This is a genomic window from Flavobacterium psychrolimnae, from assembly GCF_003312425.1.
GTDB lineage: Bacteria > Bacteroidota > Bacteroidia > Flavobacteriales > Flavobacteriaceae > Flavobacterium > Flavobacterium psychrolimnae.
This window is the reverse complement of sequence record NZ_QNUX01000009.1, coordinates 57,034-75,169: the sequence shown is the minus strand read 5'-3', so window position 1 is coordinate 75,169 and position 18,136 is coordinate 57,034. Positions and strand designations below refer to the sequence as shown.

Annotated in this window: 18 protein-coding genes; 6 read left to right on the top strand and 12 right to left on the bottom strand. The window is 36.2% G+C overall.

Going from position 1 to position 18,136, the window contains the following annotated elements; all coding sequences use genetic code 11:
* Positions 1-266: 266 nt before the first annotated feature.
* The 6 genes from trhO to DR980_RS10565 all read left to right on the top strand — a co-directional run bounded on the left by trhO (position 267) and on the right by DR980_RS10565 (position 7,426).
* Entirely contained in the window at positions 267-1,634 is a 1,368-nt protein-coding gene (trhO, locus tag DR980_RS10590) for an oxygen-dependent tRNA uridine(34) hydroxylase TrhO (protein WP_113635910.1), read from the top strand.
* 186 nt (positions 1,635-1,820) lie between these two features.
* A complete protein-coding gene (locus DR980_RS10585) occupies positions 1,821-3,095 on the top strand; it encodes a PSP1 domain-containing protein (protein WP_113635908.1) in 1,275 nt (424 codons plus the stop codon).
* Positions 3,079-3,558: a gliding motility lipoprotein GldH gene (locus DR980_RS10580; RefSeq protein WP_113635905.1), complete on the top strand. Its 480-nt coding sequence runs from the start codon at positions 3,079-3,081 to the stop codon at positions 3,556-3,558. Before DR980_RS10585 ends, DR980_RS10580 begins: the two co-directional genes overlap by 17 nt.
* A 9-nt stretch (positions 3,559-3,567) precedes the next feature.
* Complete coding sequence (locus tag DR980_RS10575; protein ID WP_113635863.1) at positions 3,568-5,877, top strand: penicillin-binding protein 1A; 2,310 nt, start codon at positions 3,568-3,570, stop codon at positions 5,875-5,877.
* 185 nt (positions 5,878-6,062) lie between these two features.
* A complete protein-coding gene (locus DR980_RS10570) occupies positions 6,063-6,764 on the top strand; it encodes a CoA transferase subunit A (protein ID WP_113635861.1) in 702 nt (233 codons plus the stop codon).
* A 2-nt stretch (positions 6,765-6,766) separates the two neighbouring features.
* Positions 6,767-7,426 (top strand): CoA transferase subunit B, encoded by a 660-nt coding sequence (locus DR980_RS10565; protein ID WP_113635859.1) that lies wholly within the window; start codon positions 6,767-6,769, stop codon positions 7,424-7,426.
* A 115-nt stretch (positions 7,427-7,541) separates the two neighbouring features.
* On the opposite strand, the gene DR980_RS10560 is transcribed toward DR980_RS10565, so the two are convergent.
* The 12 genes from DR980_RS10560 to hemA form a co-directional block, all read right to left on the bottom strand.
* Positions 7,542-8,981: a nucleoside recognition domain-containing protein gene (locus DR980_RS10560; protein WP_113635857.1), complete on the bottom strand. Its 1,440-nt coding sequence runs from the start codon at positions 8,979-8,981 to the stop codon at positions 7,542-7,544.
* 61 nt (positions 8,982-9,042) lie between these two features.
* Positions 9,043-9,756 carry a 3'-5' exonuclease gene (locus DR980_RS10555; protein WP_099713896.1) on the bottom strand — a complete coding sequence of 238 codons (714 nt, stop codon included), beginning with the start codon at positions 9,754-9,756 and terminating at the stop codon, positions 9,043-9,045.
* Between the two features lie 81 nt (positions 9,757-9,837).
* The gene (locus tag DR980_RS10550) at positions 9,838-10,308 is read right to left on the bottom strand and encodes a methylated-DNA--[protein]-cysteine S-methyltransferase (protein ID WP_113635855.1); all 471 of its coding nucleotides are present in this window, start codon (positions 10,306-10,308) and stop codon (positions 9,838-9,840) included.
* Between the two features lie 250 nt (positions 10,309-10,558).
* Positions 10,559-10,945 (bottom strand): c-type cytochrome, encoded by a 387-nt coding sequence (locus DR980_RS10545; protein WP_113635853.1) that lies wholly within the window; start codon positions 10,943-10,945, stop codon positions 10,559-10,561.
* Positions 10,946-10,984: 39 nt separating this feature from the next.
* The gene (locus tag DR980_RS10540; protein ID WP_113635851.1) at positions 10,985-11,494 is read right to left on the bottom strand and encodes a DinB family protein; all 510 of its coding nucleotides are present in this window, start codon (positions 11,492-11,494) and stop codon (positions 10,985-10,987) included.
* A gap of 2 nt (positions 11,495-11,496) precedes the next feature.
* A complete protein-coding gene (gene hemB / locus DR980_RS10535) occupies positions 11,497-12,489 on the bottom strand; it encodes a porphobilinogen synthase (RefSeq protein WP_113635849.1) in 993 nt (330 codons plus the stop codon).
* 88 nt (positions 12,490-12,577) lie between these two features.
* Positions 12,578-13,489, bottom strand: a complete 912-nt coding sequence (gene hemF, locus DR980_RS10530; RefSeq protein ID WP_113635847.1) for an oxygen-dependent coproporphyrinogen oxidase — start codon at positions 13,487-13,489, stop codon at positions 12,578-12,580.
* On the bottom strand, positions 13,479-14,027 hold the full coding sequence (locus DR980_RS10525; protein ID WP_113635845.1) for a GNAT family N-acetyltransferase: 549 nt from the start codon (positions 14,025-14,027) through the stop codon (positions 13,479-13,481). The genes hemF and DR980_RS10525 overlap by 11 nt, the downstream gene beginning before the upstream one ends.
* 85 nt (positions 14,028-14,112) lie before the next feature.
* Complete coding sequence (hemE, locus tag DR980_RS10520) at positions 14,113-15,138, bottom strand: uroporphyrinogen decarboxylase (protein WP_113635844.1); 1,026 nt, start codon at positions 15,136-15,138, stop codon at positions 14,113-14,115.
* Positions 15,139-15,160: 22 nt separating this feature from the next.
* Complete coding sequence (locus DR980_RS10515; RefSeq protein ID WP_113635841.1) at positions 15,161-15,844, bottom strand: uroporphyrinogen-III synthase; 684 nt, start codon at positions 15,842-15,844, stop codon at positions 15,161-15,163.
* On the bottom strand, positions 15,844-16,761 hold the full coding sequence (gene hemC, locus DR980_RS10510; protein WP_167400556.1) for a hydroxymethylbilane synthase: 918 nt from the start codon (positions 16,759-16,761) through the stop codon (positions 15,844-15,846). Before hemC ends, DR980_RS10515 begins: the two co-directional genes overlap by 1 nt.
* Entirely contained in the window at positions 16,761-18,017 is a 1,257-nt protein-coding gene (gene hemA, locus DR980_RS10505) for a glutamyl-tRNA reductase (protein ID WP_113635837.1), read from the bottom strand. Before hemA ends, hemC begins: the two co-directional genes overlap by 1 nt.
* Positions 18,018-18,136: the final 119 nt, after the last annotated feature.

Here is an 18,136-nt window from a genome sequence, read left to right as displayed (position 1 = left end):
CGGCTCTGAAAAACTAAAAATTCTATTCACCACAACTACCCTAGCCCAGATTGCAGCGACATCCTCTTGTTGTAGCGATAGCGGAAACAAGAGATATAGCGGAAAGCTGGAATAGCTCCAAGAAAATGAAACCATTAAGAATTAAGTAAAATTAAGCGTCTATTGTTAATGATTACGAACCTTAGTTCCTTCAAAACTTTGCTCCTCTGAACCTTTTTGCATACTTTTGCAAAAAATATATTTCTCAACTTAAAACTGTTTATAGCATGCAACTGTATAACACATTAAGCGCAGAGGAAAGAGCCATCATGATTGATGATGCCGGAAAACAACGTCTTACGCTGTCTTTCTATGCTTATGCGCAAATCTCAAATCCAACACAATTTCGTAACGAATTATTTCTGGCGTGGAACTCACTTGAAGTTCTGGGCAGAATTTATGTAGCCAGTGAGGGAATCAACGCCCAATTATCATTGCCTGCAGATAATTTCTATGCGTTCAAAGATTCTATTGAAGTCTATGATTTCATGAAAGGAATCCGATTGAATATTGCCGTAGAACAAGACGATCACTCGTTCCTGAAACTCACCGTAAAAGTCCGTGACAAAATTGTAGCTGATGGTTTGGTTGATGAAACTTTTGATGTGACGAATATTGGAATTCACTTAAAAGCCAAGGAATTCAATGAACTTTTGGAAGATCCAAACACCATTGTGGTCGATATGCGAAATCATTACGAAAGTGAAATTGGACATTTTACCAAAGCTATAAAACCAGATGTTGATACTTTTCGTGAAAGTTTACCAATCATCGAAGAACAACTTGCTGAACACAAACAAGACAAAAAACTATTGATGTATTGCACCGGAGGAATCCGTTGTGAGAAAGCCAGTGCTTATTTCAAACACAAAGGTTTTGAAAACGTGTACCAACTGGAAGGCGGAATTATTGAATACACGCGTCAGGTAAAAGCCGAAGGTTTAGAAAGTAAATTCATTGGAAAAAACTTCGTATTTGATCACCGCTTGGGCGAAAGAATCACTGACGATATTGTTTCCCAATGCCATCAATGTGGCGAACCTTGTGACGTGCATACGAATTGCGCGAACGAAGGTTGTCATTTACTTTTTATCCAATGTGACTCTTGCAAACAAAAAATGGAAGGTTGCTGTTCTGCTGAATGTGTAACTGTAATTCATTTGCCGGAAGAAGAACAAAAAGCCATTCGCAGAGGAATTAAAAACGGAAATAAGATTTTCAAAAAAGGAAAATCAGAGGTTTTGACTTTCAAAAACAACGAAGAAACGCATGGTGTTTTTGTAGCAGAGAAACCATCCCGAAGCGTCGGGACTTCCGTTAAAAAAGAACCAAAAGTTAAGAAAATTTATATTGGAAAAGGAACGCATTTTTTTCCAAAACCAAGTATTGGTCAGTTTTTAATTGAAGAAAATGAAATCAAAATTGGCGATACGATTCTAATCAAAGGTTCAACAACTGGAGAACAAAAAGTAGTAATCAAAGAAATGCTGGTGGACGATTTAGCACAAGAAAAAGCAGTTTCTGGAGATACTTGCACGTTTAAACTACCGTTCAGAATCCGATTATCTGATAAGTTATATAAAATCATAGATTAAATATTTAGAATAAAATCCTATGAAATTAACCCATTACAAGCTGATTTGTAATGGGTTTTTTTATTAAAAATTTATGATGTATTGGCACAAATAGGCGTTGTTCCGTAAAATTAAAAAATACTATCTTTACACATTAAACGTTTTAAGAACTTAAGTTGTGCTCGTCGCAACACTACATATAAGATTATGGCATGTACAAGTTGTTCAACTTCTGATGGTGGCGCACCTAAGGGTTGTAAAAATAATGGGACTTGCGGCACCGATAGCTGCAATAAATTAACGGTATTCGATTGGCTTTCAAATATGAGTTTGCCTAATGGCGACGCCCCTTTTGACTGTGTTGAAGTACGTTTCAAAAACGGAAGAAAAGAATTTTACCGCAATACCGAGAAACTAACGTTAAGCATGGGCGACATTGTTGCTACTGTTGCTTCGCCAGGTCATGATATTGGAATTGTAACTTTGACAGGAGAATTAGTTAAAATTCAAATGAAGAAAAAAGGAGCCAATCCTGCAAGCAATGAAATTCCAAAAATTTATAGAAAAGCATCTCAAAAAGATATTGATATTTGGTCAGCAGCAAGAGATCGTGAAGAGCCTATGAAGGTTCGCGCACGTGAACTGGCGATTGCTCAAAAACTGGAAATGAAAATTTCAGATATTGAATTTCAAGGTGATGGATCAAAAGCTACTTTTTATTACACGGCAAATGACCGTATTGACTTTCGTGCATTGATTAAGGATTTTGCTAAAGAATTCAGTACTCGTATCGAAATGAAGCAAGTTGGTTTCCGTCAGGAAGCAGCTCGTTTAGGTGGAATTGGTTCTTGCGGAAGAGAATTATGTTGTTCTACTTGGTTAACGGATTTTAGAAGTGTAAACACCTCTGCGGCGCGTTACCAACAACTGTCTTTGAACCCGCAAAAACTGGCTGGACAATGCGGAAAGTTAAAATGCTGCTTGAATTACGAGCTGGATACGTATATGGATGCTTTGAAACATTTCCCTGATTTTGAAACAAAATTAGTTACCGAAAAAGGAGATGCTATTTGCCAGAAACAAGATATTTTCAAAGGTTTAATGTGGTTTGCTTACACCAATAACTTCGCAAATTGGCATGTATTGAAAATTGATCAGGTCAAAGAAATTGTTGCTGAAAACAAACTAAAAAATAAAGTTACTTCGTTAGAAGATTATGCTATTGAGTTAATTGTTGAGCCTGAGAAAAACTTTAATAACGCGATGGGTCAGGAAAGTCTAACACGTTTTGACCAACCTAAAGCAAAGAAAAAACCAAATAAAAAACGCAAACCTGCGGGAGAAAATGTAATTGTTGCCAATAACAATAAGCCAGCAAACAACAATAAACCTGCAAACAATAACCGTCAAGCTCCTGCTGATAAAAAACCCGCAGAGCCTAGAAAACCAATAATTATTACTAAAAATGTGGATAAAAAATAGCGCTTTACTTCTTTTAGTGGTGATTCTCTTTTCTTCATGTGATAAAAAAAGAGTTTTTGATGAATACAAATCTGTTGGAAGCAGCTGGCATAAAGACAGTATTGTTACCTTCAATTTACCGGAATTGGATTCCACAAAACGATACAATTTATTTGTGAATTTAAGGGCTAATAACGATTATCAATACAATAATTTGTTTTTAATCGTGGCCTTAGAACTACCAAATGGTTTTACAAAAGTTGACACGCTTGAATACCAAATGGCAGATCCGGACGGAACATTATTAGGCGATGGATTTACAGATATAAAAGAAAGCAAACTCTTTTATAAGGAGAATGTAAAGTTTCGCTCAAAATACAAAGTCCACATCAAACAAGCCGTTAGAGAAAACGGCAAAGTTCCCGGTGTAACAGCTTTAGATGGAATTACAGAGGTAGGTTTTAGAATAGAAAAAAAAGAATAAAATAGTATTATGGCTATCAAAAAAAATAACAATCAAGCAAAAGGTACTGTCAAAGATGTTGCACATTATCAAAGGAAATTTTGGAAAATATTCTTTATTGGCCTAGGAAGTGTAGGTTTATTTTTCCTGTTTGCTTCTTGGGGAATCTTCGGTTCTATGCCTTCTTTTGAAGATTTAGAAAATCCCGATTCTAATTTAGCTACCGAAATCATATCGGCGGACGGAGTGGTTTTGGGTAAATATTTCGAAAAAAATAGATCACAACTAAAGTATTCTGATTTACCAAAAAATCTGGTTCAAGCTTTAATTGCTACGGAAGATGCTCGTTTTTATGAACATTCCGGTATTGATGCAAGAGGAACTTTACGTGCTGTTTCTAGTTTTGGAACCAGTGGTGGAGCAAGTACATTGACACAGCAATTAGCCAAACAATTATTTCACGGAGAAGGCTCTAAATTTTTGCCTTTTAGAATTGTACAAAAAATAAAAGAATGGATTATCGCTATTCGATTAGAAAGACAATACACTAAAAATGAAATCATTGCCATGTATTGCAACGTATATGATTTTGGAAACAATTCTGTTGGTGTCAGTTCAGCTGCCAAAACTTATTTTTCTAAAGAACCGAAGGATTTAACCATCAGCGAATCAGCAATATTAGTGGGAATGTTTAAAAATTCTGGTTTGTACAATCCTATCAGAAATCCACAAGGTGTAAAAAACCGCAGAAACGTGGTGCTTTTGCAAATGGAAAAAGGAAAAATCATTTCAAAAGAAGAGAAAGAAAGACTGCAAAGTTTGCCGATAAAATTGAATTTCAAATTAGAGACGCATAAAGACGGAACGGCAACCTATTTCAGAGAATACCTGCGTGATTACATGAAAAAATGGGCCGAAGAAAATAAAAAATCGGATGGTTCTGATTATGATATTTACAAAGACGGTCTGAAAATTTACACTACAATTGATTCCAGAATGCAATTACACGCTGAAGAAGCGGTTACGGCGCACATGGCAAACCTTCAAGAGGAGTTTTTTATTCAATCTAAAGGAAATAAAAATGCTCCTTTTGTGAATATTTCCACCGCTGAAACACAAAAAATATTAAATCAAGCAATGAAATCCTCTAACCGTTGGGCCGTGATGAAATCAATGGACAAAAGCGAGGAAGAAATTATAAAATCGTTCAGTGAAAAAGCAAAAATGACCGTATTTTCTTGGAAAGGAGAAAAAGACACCATCATGACACCACTGGATTCTATTCGATATTACAAACATTTTTTACAATCTGGATTGATGGCAATGGAGCCACAAACTGGTAATATAAAAGCTTGGGTTGGCGGAATCAATTATAAATATTTTCAGTACGATCACGTAGGGCAAGGTGCCAGACAAGTGGGTTCTACCTTCAAACCATTCGTTTACGCAACCGCTATCGAACAACTGAATATGTCTCCGTGTGACTCAATTATTGATGGACCGTTTATGATTCGAAAAGGGCGTCATAATGTTACCGAAGATTGGGAACCAAAAAACTCAGACAACAGATACCGCGGAATGGTTACTTTGAAAAGAGGTTTGGCCAATTCTATAAACACTGTTTCAGCAAAATTAATGGACAAAGTAGGTCCGGAAGCCGTTGTTGATTTAGCACATAAATTAGGGGTGAAATCAGAGATTCCTTTGCAGCCATCCATTGCTTTAGGAGCAGTTGAAATCACTGTTGAAGATATGGTTGCTGCTTATAGCACTTTTGCCAATCAAGGCGTTTATATGAAACCGCAATTTATATCTAAAATTGAAGATAAAAGCGGCGTTATTATCTATGAACCTATTCCAGAATCACATGATGTTTTAAATAAAGATATCGCTTACGCAGTTGTCAAATTGCTTGAAGGTGTAACCGAAGGTGGATCTGGAGACCGTTTACGAACTACTGGCGGCGGTAACGGAGACAACCGTTGGACAGGTTACCCGTACTCTTTCAAAAATCCAATTGCAGGAAAAACAGGAACTACTCAAAACCAGTCTGATGGTTGGTTTATGGGAATGGTTCCTAATCTGGTAACTGGAGTTTGGGTAGGTTGTGAAGACCGTTCGGCACGTTTCAAAAGCATCACTTACGGTCAGGGAGCCACAGCAGCATTACCAGTTTGGGGTTATTTTATGAAACTCTGTTATGCTGATCCAGCCCTTAAAGTTTCTAAGGAAAGCTTTGAAAGACCCGCAAATCTTTCAATAAAAGTAGACTGTTATGTACCTAGAAAAGTAGTAGACACGACGGCTGTAGAACAAGATACCGAAGAATTTGAATTGTAAAATTTTCATCAGGAGCTATTCCAGCTATACGTTGCAATCTTTTTTTCGGTTAAAACCTCAAAAAAGGATTTTCACTGCTATCTGGGCTAGGGCTATCGTCATTAGAACTAAATCTTGAGATTCCTAGACAATTTAAAACAAAATCCATCATTAGATAAATATTCGACAAATAGCAAATCACTTATATGATTAACAAAAAAGTAAATAACGTTCAGGATGCCCTTCAAGGAATTGAAAACGGGATGACTATCATGCTTGGCGGTTTCGGATTATGTGGTATTCCAGAAAATTCCATCTCCGAATTAGTAAAAAAAGAAACTACAGATTTAACTTGTATTTCAAACAATGCAGGTGTTGATGATTTTGGTCTTGGACTGCTTTTGCAAAAGCGCCAAATCAAAAAAATGATTTCTTCTTACGTAGGTGAAAATGCCGAATTTGAACGCCAAATGCTTTCTGGAGAACTAGAAGTGGATCTTATTCCTCAAGGAACTTTAGCAGAACGTTGTCGTGCGGTACAAGCAGGAATTCCAGCTTTTTTCACACCAGCCGGATATGGAACTGAAGTAGCCGAAGGAAAGGAAGTGCGCGAATTCAATGGAAAAATGCATGTTATGGAACATGCTTTCAATGCTGATTTTGCGATCGTAAAAGCATGGAAAGGTGACGAAGCTGGAAACCTAGTTTTCAAAGGAACTGCAAGAAACTTCAACCCCTGTATGGCCGGAGCAGCAAAAATAACCATTGCCGAAGTAGAAGAATTATTGCCTGCAGGAAGTTTAGATCCAAACGAAATTCATATTCCGGGAATACTTGTAAATAGAATTTTTCAAGGCGAGAAATATGAAAAAAGAATTGAACAAAGAACCGTGAGAAAAATTTTCTAATTATGGCTTTAGATAAAAATCAAATTGCAAAACGTATTGCAAAAGAATTAAAACACAACTATTACGTGAATCTCGGAATCGGGATTCCAACATTAGTAGCTAATTATATTCCCGAAGGAATTGACGTTGAATTTCAAAGTGAAAACGGAATTCTAGGTATGGGTCCATTCCCTTTTGAAGGTGATGAAGACGCTGATTTAATCAACGCAGGAAAGCAAACCATCACTACTTTGCCCGGAGCAAGTTTCTTTGATTCAGCATTCAGTTTTGGAATGATCCGCGGACAACATGTTGACTTAACAATCCTTGGTGCAATGGAAGTTGCCGAAAATGGTGATATTGCCAACTGGAAAATCCCAGGCAAAATGGTCAAAGGAATGGGAGGAGCAATGGACTTAGTCGCTTCTGCCGAGAATATTATTGTAGCCATGATGCACGTCAATAAAGCTGGAGAATCTAAGATACTTAAAAAATGTACGTTACCATTAACCGGCGTAGGCTGCGTTAAAAAAGTAGTCACCGAATTAGCCGTTTTAGAAGTAACGCCGCAAGGTTTCAAATTATTAGAACGCGCTCCAGGTGTAACTGTAGAACATATTATCGCTTCTACTGAAGCAACTTTAATTATTGAAGGTGATGTTCCAGAAATGGAAATGGATTAACATCTAAGCTTAAAATACACAAAAACCGCAATCTCAAATAGTATTGAGATTGCGATTTTTTTATACTTCGATTTACAATTTAATTCAGAAATCACATCACTCCAAAATTTTTCTTTTAAAAAAACCAAGTCGCAACAAAAATCGCAGTAATCACACAGATTAAATCTACGACAAGCATGGTTCCTAGTGCATAACGTGTGTTTTTAATATTTACAGAACCAAAATAAACGGCTATCACATAAAAAGTACTTTCGGCACTACATTGAAAAATACTGCTCAATCTCGCCGTTAAGGAATCCGCTCCAAAAGTATTCATCGAGTCAATCAAAAACCCTCTTGATCCGGCAGAACTAAAGGGACGAAGTAAAGCAACCGGTAAAGCATCCGTGATTTCCTTACTTACTCCCATATTTGAAAAAATGAAAGCAATCCAATCGCTAATAATTTCAAACAAACCACTGTTTCTGAATAAAGAAATAGCTACCAGCATTCCCAATACATAAGGAAAAATAGTCACTCCGGTTTTCACACCATTATTAGCTCCCACTACAAAACTTTCAAAAACTGTAGTAGATTCCTCCGTAAATTTTTTCTCATGGATGAACGAAAATATCAAGGTAAAGGCAATTATTCCAATTAATATTAAAGCGGAAAGATTAGAGGTGAAATAGTTTTTTCCAATTAAATCTAAATGATTGACATACATCAATAAACCAACAATAGCAGCTATTAAAACCATCAATACGATAACCAAAGAAGCGCTTTTGAAATTGATTTTTTGTTTGATTCCAACTATCAGAAAAGCCGCAATTGTTCCTATAAAAGAAGTGATAATACAAGGCAACATCACATCAGCAGGATTACTCGCATTTGCAGCAGCACGATATCCTATAATAGAAGTAGCGATCAAAGTAAGACCTGATGCGTGCAAACACATGAACATAATTTGTGCATCACTTGCTTTGTCTTTCTCTGGATTTATCTCTTGTAAACTCTCCATGGCCTTTAGACCAAAAGGAGTTGCAGCAGAATCTAATCCTAAGAAATTCGCAGCGAAATTTAAGGTCATATACGAAATGGAAGGATGGTTTTTGGGAATACTTGGAAACACTTTTACAAAAACGGGACTCAATGCTTTAGCTAATTTTCCAGAGGCTCCGGAAATGATTAAAAGCTCCATCAATCCACAGAAAAAGGCCAAATAAGCCATCAGCGGAAGGATTAATTCCAGTAAAGTACTTTTACACGTTGGCAATAAACCATCTGATTTTTGAACACCGCTATATATTTTTACGGTTTTATTTTTATAGACATAAGTTGTGTCAGCATTTAGCGTATCACGATTGATAATCATGGTTTGTTCAGGTGCTTTCTTGATGCTGTCTTTAATAAAAGCAGGAAGTTGCTCTGCGAATTTCTCCGAAACCAGAATTGGATCATCTTTCTTTCCGTTCAAAACGTGGTCAATGGTATAACTGTCTCCAGAAAACAAACTAAACACTACAAATACAATTGCTGAAATAAAAATGACCAACCAAAATCTACTCAATACCATAATTTATAATTTTTGTAAATGTAATAAATCAATATCAATTGCAATAACAATGATATAATGCTTACACGTGAATAATCTCGTCTTCAATTAACAATTCTTCTCTGCGTAATCTCAAGAAAATCTGTGCCACGGCGATGGTATCTTTCTCACAATAAGTAACAATGCGGTCAATGTCTTTGTCTACATAAAACACATGTCCAACTTGGCTTCCGTCGATGTCTCCTTTTGGCGAAGGAATCCCAAGTACTTTACACATCAATTTCAAAGAAGTAAAATGCTTGTAATCGCCAAATTTCCACAATTCCAACGTATCCAAATGTGGGATTTCCCATGGTTTTTTTCCAAATAAATTCAGCTTGTTCGGAATGGCGATTTGATTGATAATCATTCGTCGGGCGAGAAAAGGAATATCGAATTCCTTGGCATTGTGCCCACACAAAACATGTTGAGGCTGATTGAAATGATTGTTCAGCAGATTATTGAAATCGAGCAATATTTTCTTTTCTTCTCCAAAAAAAGAAGTCACTCTAAAATTCCGAATATCGCCTTTGATGGTAAAATAACCCACCGAAATACAAACGATTTTACCAAACTCAGCCCAAATGCCGGCACGATCATAAAAATCTTCCGGAGTATATTCGTCTTTGCGCTGGTATTGGGTTTTGTGTTCCCAAAGATCTTTCATTTCAGCATCTAATGCATTGAAATCTTCGGCTTCCGGAACGGTTTCTATATCGAGAAACAGGATATTATTCAGGTTTATTTTTTCTATCATTTTATGGCACGCAGATGACGCGGATTTTAGAGATTTGCACGGATTTTCATAAACGAATATAGGGAATTTATTGACAAACAACTAAAAAAGAGTTTGTTGAGTAGTTGGATTCTCATGTTCTAATAACCATTTCTTTCGCCATAATCCGCCTGCATAACCGGTTAATGAACCATCTGTCCCAATGACTCTGTGACAGGGAACAACAATCCAAAGCGGATTTTTCCCATTAGCAGAAGCAACGGCTCTAATGGCTTTGACATCACCCAATTTTTTAGATAAATCCATATAACTACAGGTTTTGCCAAATGGAATTTCCAGCAATCCTTTCCAGACTTTTTGTTGGAATTCAGTACCTTTTGGATTCAGTGCAAAGTCAAAATCGGTTCGTTTCCCTTCAAAATAATCGTTGAGTTGCATAACGGCTTCTTGCACAACAGCAGGAATTGTAGTTGAAATTTCACCTTCATCCGAAACTGAAATTACAGATATTCCATTTTCATCACCAATGATTGTAGCGATCCCTAAAGGCGTTTTGATGTATGCTGTTTCCATATTTTAAAGATAAAAAAATTAATCACATTGTTCCCAAAGAAGTAAAAAGTTCAGTAAGAAATAAAAATCAGAACGTTCTGAACATAAAAAAAAACCACTCGCAGAGACGAATGGTTCTTGTATTTTAGCCCTGATAGCAGCGGCATCTCCCGATTTAGAAAAACAAGGCTTTTTAGCCGTAGTTTTTATTTATCGGGAATACAGCGAATAGCGGGATTAGCTCCAGATACTGAAATAAGTTCAGTATAAATTATTTCAAATGTGAGTAAACGTAAGCTTCTAAGGCTTTCAATTCGTCATCAGACATGGCTTTTGTAACGGCGAAGTTTGTTTTCATAACTTCATACTGGCTTGGGTCAACAATAGGTTCGCCTTCACCTTTTAAAAACGTTACGATATCAGCATTTTTATCTTTATAAATCTTAGCAATATCCTGCAGGCTTGGTCCTATCACTTTCTTGTCTACTTGATGACAAGCAACGCAATTTCCTTTTCCTTTGAAAATTTCCTCCCCTAATTCCTCTGGAGTTTGGGCAACTTCTTCGGTAGTGGTTGGATATAAAGGTTCTTTTTTGACTTCTTCTTTTTTGCAAGAAGCAAAGGCTAAAACAGCAAATAAAAACAATGTCTTTCTCATAATATTTTTTTTAATTTTAAGTATCTAAATCACTAAAAATTACCAACCCACATATTTAGGCGGCAGAATTTGATTCAGATTCAAATATACTAAAATTTGTGCTCTGTGATGGGTAACATGATCTTGCATCAAGTTGATTATCTGTAATTTTGATTTTGGACCCGCAAAAAAAGCTACTTTTTGCGACAGTTCAGTATCATTAGTTTTTTGTACAAATGCCTTTGCTTTATCAAAAGAGACTTTTATTTCTTGGATCATTTGCGCTTTCGAAAGTTCTTTTACCGCTTCTTTTTTCACATATTTCTCTTCCGAAAAATGCGTTGTACTCAACCAATTCATATTCTCTTGTATGTGAAATAACTGTTCTCTAAATGACATTTCACGGGCAGTTGGTTTGTAATCATATTTATCTTCCGGCATAGCTTCTGCAACGGCTACTAAATAATCTTTGGAATTATCCCATTTCTCGACAAAAGTGGAAACTACCTCAACTTGTGCAAAAATGCTATTGGAAAGCAATAAAACCGCTATTATTAAACATTTTTTCATGTTTATTTGTTTAAAAGTATTGCGGCTTCTTTGGCAAAATAAGTCGAAATCAAACTGGCTCCGGCGCGTTTGATACACATTAGTTGTTCCATCATTATCTGATCATGATCTAACCAACCTCTTTCGGCAGCGGCTTTGATCATTGCATATTCTCCCGAAACGTGGTATACCGTTACCGGAACATTTACCGCGTTTTTAACTTCACGAACGATGTCTAAATACGCAATTCCAGGTTTTACCATAACCATATCGGCGCCCTCTTCCACGTCCCACAACGCTTCTTTAATGGCTTCGATACGATTAGCATAATCCATTTGGTATGTTTTTTTGTCTTTTGGAATTTCAGTGGCTTCAACAGGAGCGCTGTCTAATGCATCACGGAAAGGTCCGTAAAATGCAGAAGCATATTTTGCTGAATAACTCATGATTCCTACGTTATGAAAACCGGCAGCGTCCAGACCTTCGCGCAAACGCAATACACGTCCGTCCATCATGTCTGATGGCGCTACAAAATCGGCACCCGCTTGCGCATGAGAAACAGCCATTTTTACCAAAGCTACGTTCGTCGAATCGTTTTCTACATCACCGTTTGCAATGATTCCGTCATGTCCATAAATGGAATAGGGGTCCAAAGCTACATCAGGCATTACAATCATTTCCGGACAAGCGGCCTTAATCGCACGGATGGCATTTTGCATTAATCCGTTTGGATTCCAAGCTTCATTTCCTTCGTTATCTTTTAAATTTTCACTGACTTTTACATAAATATTCACGGCACGAATTCCTAATGCAAATATTTCTTTGACTTCTTCTACCGTTAAATCTATCGAACGACGAAATATTCCTGGCATCGAAGGAATTTCTACTTTGTAGTTTTCACCTTCAGCAATAAACATAGGAAACATAAAATCCGATGGACTCAAACTGGTTTCACGAACCAAACTTCTTATGGATTCGTTTGTTCTTAATCTTCTGCCTCTGTGTAATGGGAACATATGATTTATGATTTTAGATTAGCGATTGCTGATTTATGATTTAAAACGAATTGGTGATAACAGAAAATCTGAAATCAAAAATCGTTAATCAACAATCTGCAATCCAATTTCTTGGATTCTCTAATACGTTTACTAATTTTTCTTCTTCGCTTCCGGCTTCAGCGTGATGATCGTAAACCCATTGCACATGTGGTGGTAAACTCATCAGAATGCTTTCGATTCTTCCGTTGGTTTTTAGTCCAAATAAAGTGCCTTTGTCGTGTACCAAATTAAACTCCACATAACGACCGCGACGGATTTCCTGCCACGTTCTTTGCTCTGGAGTATAGGCTAAATCTTTTCTTTTTTCTACAATTGGAACATAGGCTTCAAGGAAACTATTACCAACTTCGGTTACAAAGTTGTACCAATCTTGCATTGACATTGTATCTGTTGCTTTGCAATAATCGAAAAACAATCCGCCAATTCCGCGTGCTTCATTACGATGGGCGTTCCAAAAATAGGAATCGCATTGTTTCTTGTATTTTGGATAAAACTCCGGATTGTGTTTATCGCATGCCGTTTTACAGGTTTGATGAAAATGAATTGCATCTTCTTCAAACAGATAATACGGTGTTAAATCCTGTCCGCCTCCAAACCATTGCTGGATTACATTTCCGTTGTCATCGTACATTTCGAAATAACGCCAGTTTGCGTGAACAGTTGGCACCATTGGATTTTTTGGATGCAATACCAGACTCAGTCCGCAAGCAAAAAAATCAGCTTCACCAACGTTGAACATTTTTTGCATGGCTTCCGGTAATTTTCCGTGAACTGCAGAAATATTAACTCCGCCTTTTTCGAAAACAGTTCCGTTCTCTATTACGCGTGTTCTTCCGCCTCCGCCTTCCGGACGTTCCCAAAGGTCTTCACGGAATTTGGCTTGACCTTCAACCGTTTCCAACCCTTTACAGATTTGGTCTTGAAGGTTTTGTATGTATGTGTAAAATTTATTTTTCATTTTTAAGTTCGTATAGTTCCATATCTAATGGCAATTCATTAGGAGGAGTATATTCATTTTCTAATGTTCTTCTCCATATAAAATCACAATTCTGGGCAACTTTTATACTTGCAAAGTTGCTTTGGTGTGCTATTATTTGAAGCGTTTTTAAATGTAAATTGTTAAAGGCATAATTTGAAACTTCTTTTATGGCTTTCGACATCCATCCTTTTCCTTCATATTGATAACCAATACAGTATGCAAATTCACCTTGTTTCGAATCCCAATTCAATTCTTTGATAATTATAAGTCCAGCTATATTTTGAGTAGCATTTTCTTTAATAGCATACGTAAATTCATAACTCGATTGAATTTCTTTGTTTTTACTTGAAATATAATTTTCAGATGCTTCAATAGTCAAGTTTTTGGAAAGCGTTTTTGGAAAATATCTTTTAAATCTTTCTGTATTAGAAACCATTAATTCATTAAGACTTAATGCGTCTTCTGATTTTAATGCGGCTACATGAAAAGATTCCGTTTTATGTATTAATGATTCCATAAATAGTGTTTTGTTTTTTATTTTCTGCAAGTTTTTAGAAACCTTGCAGAAAATAAAAAAATTGAAAACTGCGACTGAATACTGTTTACTGATTGTATTCCTTCACTGCATCAATAAACGCTTTCGCGTGATCCACAGGAATATTTGGTAAAATTCCGTGACCCAAATTCACGATGTATTTGTCTTTTCCGAATTCATCAATCATTTCATGCACCATTTTCTTAATCACCGGAATTGGCGACAACAATCTTGATGGATCAAAATTTCCTTGCAACGTGATATTTCCACCAGACAAGTATCTTGCGTTTCTTGGAGAACAAGTCCAATCAACTCCTAACGCAGAAGCTCTACTTTTTCCCATTTCACCTAATGCAAACCAACATCCTTTTCCGAAAACAATTACCGGTGCATCATCAGCCAATGCTTCAATGATTTGGTTGATGTATTTCCAAGAGAATTCCTGATAATCAACCGGAGACAACATTCCGCCCCAAGAATCAAAAATTTGAACGGCATTGACTCCCGCTTTTACTTTTTCTTTCAAATATAAAATGGTGGTGTCTGTAATTTTTTGCAATAAAACGTGCGCTGCTTCTGGATGTTGGAAACAAAATCCTTTGGCCATATCAAAGCTTTTAGAACCTTTTCCTTCCACTGCATAACACATAATTGTCCAAGGAGAACCCGCGAAACCAATTAACGGCACCTCATCATTCAACATTTCTTTGGTCAATTTGATTGCGTCAAAAACGTACCCTAATGTTTCATGAACATCTGGAACGATAACTTTTTCCACATCCTGAATTGTACGAATTGGATTTGGTAAATAAGGACCAAAATTAGGTTTCATCTCTACTTCGATTCCCATTGCTTGAGGAATTACCAAAATATCCGAAAACAAAATCGCAGCATCCGGTGCAATTCTTCTTATTGGTTGTACGGTGATTTCAGCAGCTAATTCTGGCGTTTGACAACGGGTGAAAAAATCATATTTATCACGCAAAGCGATGAATTCCGGTAAATATCTTCCTGCTTGACGCATCATCCAAACTGGTGGACGTTGTACTGTTTCTCCTTTTAGTGCTCTTAAAAATAGGTCGTTCTTAATCATGTATTTAAATTTTAGCAGATTGCTAGATGCTTTCCGTTTTATAATATTCAATAACTTCTTCAATCACCTCTTCGATAGTTGGCGTTTCGGCAATTACTATGTTTTTAATTTTCTTTGTCTCTAATGCTGATGCTGTAGTAGTGCCTATGCAAAAACAAACTTCATTCTTAATTTTATTATTTGTCAAATAACTTTCAACGCCAGATGGGCTAAAAAATAGAATTCCGTCAAAATTTTCTTGGTCTGATATTTTAAAAGGCGCTAGAGTTGTTTGATACACTTCGATTTCATTAAACGTTATTCCTGCACTTTTTAATGCTTCAGGCAACGTTTCTTTACGCAAATTTCCGCTCAAAAAAGTATAGCTTTCCTTATTGTAAATTAAAGTGATTATTTCAGCTAATTCAGATGCGTAATCCAAATAAACATCAACTGTAAAGCCATGCGACTCCAGTAATTCCTTAGTTTTAATACCTACACAAAAAACAGGTTTAGTCTTTAAAACTTCCCAACCGTTTTGTTCTATCAAACTTAAAACAGCATTTTGGCTACTAAAAATTAAGTTGTTGTGGATTGTTTTCAGTTCAAAAAGGTTGTTTTTGATTTCGATAAAATCTTGTTCTAAAAGATCAAAATTAGCATCAAGAAATACTTGTCTTTGTTCTGCCGACAATGTTTTGGTGGATAAAATGCTTGTTTGGCTCATTATTTCTTCAAATTAATTTTAATTGCTGTCATCAATTCTGCTCCGCCATTTTCTAAAATTTCTTTGGCACAATAAAAGCCTAATTTCTTCCATTCTTGCATCGGAACGGTTTTTTCGATTTCGATTTTTTGCTTTCCATCGATAGAGAATAAAACGCCTTTAAACAAAATATCATCTTCTACAAAAACTGCTAAAGCGCCAATTGGTGCCGTACAACCGCCTTCGAGTGTTTTTAAAAACTGTCTTTCGATATGTGTACAAACTTCGGTATCAATATCGTTAAGTTCGTTTAGCGCTTGTCTGGAGAATTCATCATCAGCCATCGCTACAACGACCATTGCGCCTTGAGCCGGCGCTGGAATCATCCAATCCAAATCAATATAATTGGACGGTTTCAAGTTGATTCTTTCCAATCCTGCTGCCGCAAAAACAGCTCCGTTCCAATCGCTTTCCTGCAATTTTTGCATTCTGGTATTGACATTTCCACGCAAATCCACTACTTTGTGATTGGGATATTTATTTAACCATTGTGCTTGACGACGCAAACTTCCTGTAGCAATTGTACCTTCGCCATTAAGAAAATCAAGGTTTCCTTTGTGTACCAAAATATCCAACGTATTCGCTCTTTCCAGAACAGCCGCTTGTACGATTCCTATTGGCAAAGCAGTAGGAACGTCTTTCATGGAATGCACCGCAATATCGACCTGACCATTAATCATGGCAATATCGAGCGTTTTAGTAAAAATTCCTGTGATTCCTAATTCGTAAAGTGGTTTGTCAAGGATGATATCTCCTTGTGATTTTACCGCTAAAATTTCGGTTTTATACCCTAAATCATTTAGCTTTTTTTCGACGGTGTGGGCTTGCCAAAGTGCGAGTTCACTATCGCGGGTTCCTATGCGTATTGTTTTATTCATTATCTTACGGTAGCTCCTATTTTGAAAACTTTCTCAATCCATTCAATACTTTCGTCTACCATAGTATCGTCGTCTTTCAAATGATTGGCAAAGTGAGTTGTTATTTTTTGGATAATTCTGGCACTGATAATTTCAGCCTGTTCTTCATTAAAATTTGAAATCTTTCTGCTTTGGAAATCCAATTCTGAGTTTTTTATGGCATTCAGTTTTGCTTTCAAAGCATTAATAGTAGGAGCAAATTTTCTGCCTTTGGTCCAAATATTAAATTCTTCTTTTATTTCTTCGATTATAGCTTCCGCTGCAGGAATATGTTTTTTTCTATTTTCTAAAGTTTCATCTGTCATTTGGGACAAATAATCCATATGAATAAGCGTAACCCCTTCTAAATCCAGAACATCTTCATTTACATTTTTTGGAATAGATAAATCCAAAATCAACAATGGTTTTTTCAGATTCAGAATTGCTTTATCAATAGTTGGATTTTGCGCTCCGGTAGCAACAACAACAACATCTGCTTTTTGCAATTCCAGATGCAGTTCTGAATAATCTTTTACAATTAAATTCAGTTTTCCTGCTAACTTTTCCGCCTTATCTTTAGTTCTGTTAATCAAAGTAATGTGCTCATTTTTAGTATGTTTTACTAAATTTTCACAGGTATTTCTACCAATTTTTCCTGTACCAAACAATAGAATATTTTTGTTTCCAATGTCTTCTACATTCTTGATAATATATTGCACTGAAGCAAAAGAAACCGAAGTGGCTCCAGAACTAATTTCCGTGTCTGTTTTTATCTTTTTGCTGGCTTGAATGACTGCATTCACCAATCTTTCCATAAAGGCATTGGCTAAACCAAAAGATTTTGATTGACTAAAACTGGTTTTTATTTGAGAAATAATTTCGAAATCACCTAGAATCTGACTGTCTAAACCTGTTCCTACACGAAACATATGACTGATCGCTTCTTGATTTTTATATACAAATCCTACTTTTTGAAATTCTTCAACGGAACCTTGACTGTTTTCACAAATCAGTTTTATTAATTGAAAAGGGTGTTCTGCAAAACCATAAATTTCAGTACGGTTGCAGGTCGAAGTGACGATTAAACTCTCTATACCTTCACTCTTTGCTTGTTCCAGTAAACGGGTTTTTGCAGTAGCATCTAAACTAAATTTACCTCTAATCTCAGCATCAGCTTTTTTATAGCTCAATCCAACGGAGTAAAAATAATGATGCTTTGATGTGTTATTGTTTTCCATATTTGCACTTTTCCAGAAAGTGAAACAAAATTAGAACTATACTATTTATAAAAGTAACGCTAGAAGTACTTTTTGTATCGCTATGTGATTTTTTGGTTTTAAATCGTTGTTTTATTATA

Coding starts and splice junctions, on each gene's coding strand:
- trhO (WP_113635910.1), top strand. CDS start 267: ATGCAACTGTATAACACATTAAGCGCAGAGGAAAGAGCCATCATGATT.
- DR980_RS10585 (WP_113635908.1), top strand. CDS start 1,821: ATGGCATGTACAAGTTGTTCAACTTCTGATGGTGGCGCACCTAAGGGT.
- DR980_RS10580 (WP_113635905.1), top strand. CDS start 3,079: ATGTGGATAAAAAATAGCGCTTTACTTCTTTTAGTGGTGATTCTCTTT.
- DR980_RS10575 (WP_113635863.1), top strand. CDS start 3,568: ATGGCTATCAAAAAAAATAACAATCAAGCAAAAGGTACTGTCAAAGAT.
- DR980_RS10570 (WP_113635861.1), top strand. CDS start 6,063: ATGATTAACAAAAAAGTAAATAACGTTCAGGATGCCCTTCAAGGAATT.
- DR980_RS10565 (WP_113635859.1), top strand. CDS start 6,767: ATGGCTTTAGATAAAAATCAAATTGCAAAACGTATTGCAAAAGAATTA.
- DR980_RS10560 (WP_113635857.1), bottom strand. CDS start 8,981: ATGGTATTGAGTAGATTTTGGTTGGTCATTTTTATTTCAGCAATTGTA.
- DR980_RS10555 (WP_099713896.1), bottom strand. CDS start 9,756: ATGATAGAAAAAATAAACCTGAATAATATCCTGTTTCTCGATATAGAA.
- DR980_RS10550 (WP_113635855.1), bottom strand. CDS start 10,308: ATGGAAACAGCATACATCAAAACGCCTTTAGGGATCGCTACAATCATT.
- DR980_RS10545 (WP_113635853.1), bottom strand. CDS start 10,945: ATGAGAAAGACATTGTTTTTATTTGCTGTTTTAGCCTTTGCTTCTTGC.
- DR980_RS10540 (WP_113635851.1), bottom strand. CDS start 11,494: ATGAAAAAATGTTTAATAATAGCGGTTTTATTGCTTTCCAATAGCATT.
- hemB (WP_113635849.1), bottom strand. CDS start 12,489: ATGTTCCCATTACACAGAGGCAGAAGATTAAGAACAAACGAATCCATA.
- hemF (WP_113635847.1), bottom strand. CDS start 13,489: ATGAAAAATAAATTTTACACATACATACAAAACCTTCAAGACCAAATC.
- DR980_RS10525 (WP_113635845.1), bottom strand. CDS start 14,027: ATGGAATCATTAATACATAAAACGGAATCTTTTCATGTAGCCGCATTA.
- hemE (WP_113635844.1), bottom strand. CDS start 15,138: ATGATTAAGAACGACCTATTTTTAAGAGCACTAAAAGGAGAAACAGTA.
- DR980_RS10515 (WP_113635841.1), bottom strand. CDS start 15,844: ATGAGCCAAACAAGCATTTTATCCACCAAAACATTGTCGGCAGAACAA.
- hemC (WP_167400556.1), bottom strand. CDS start 16,761: ATGAATAAAACAATACGCATAGGAACCCGCGATAGTGAACTCGCACTT.
- hemA (WP_113635837.1), bottom strand. CDS start 18,017: ATGGAAAACAATAACACATCAAAGCATCATTATTTTTACTCCGTTGGA.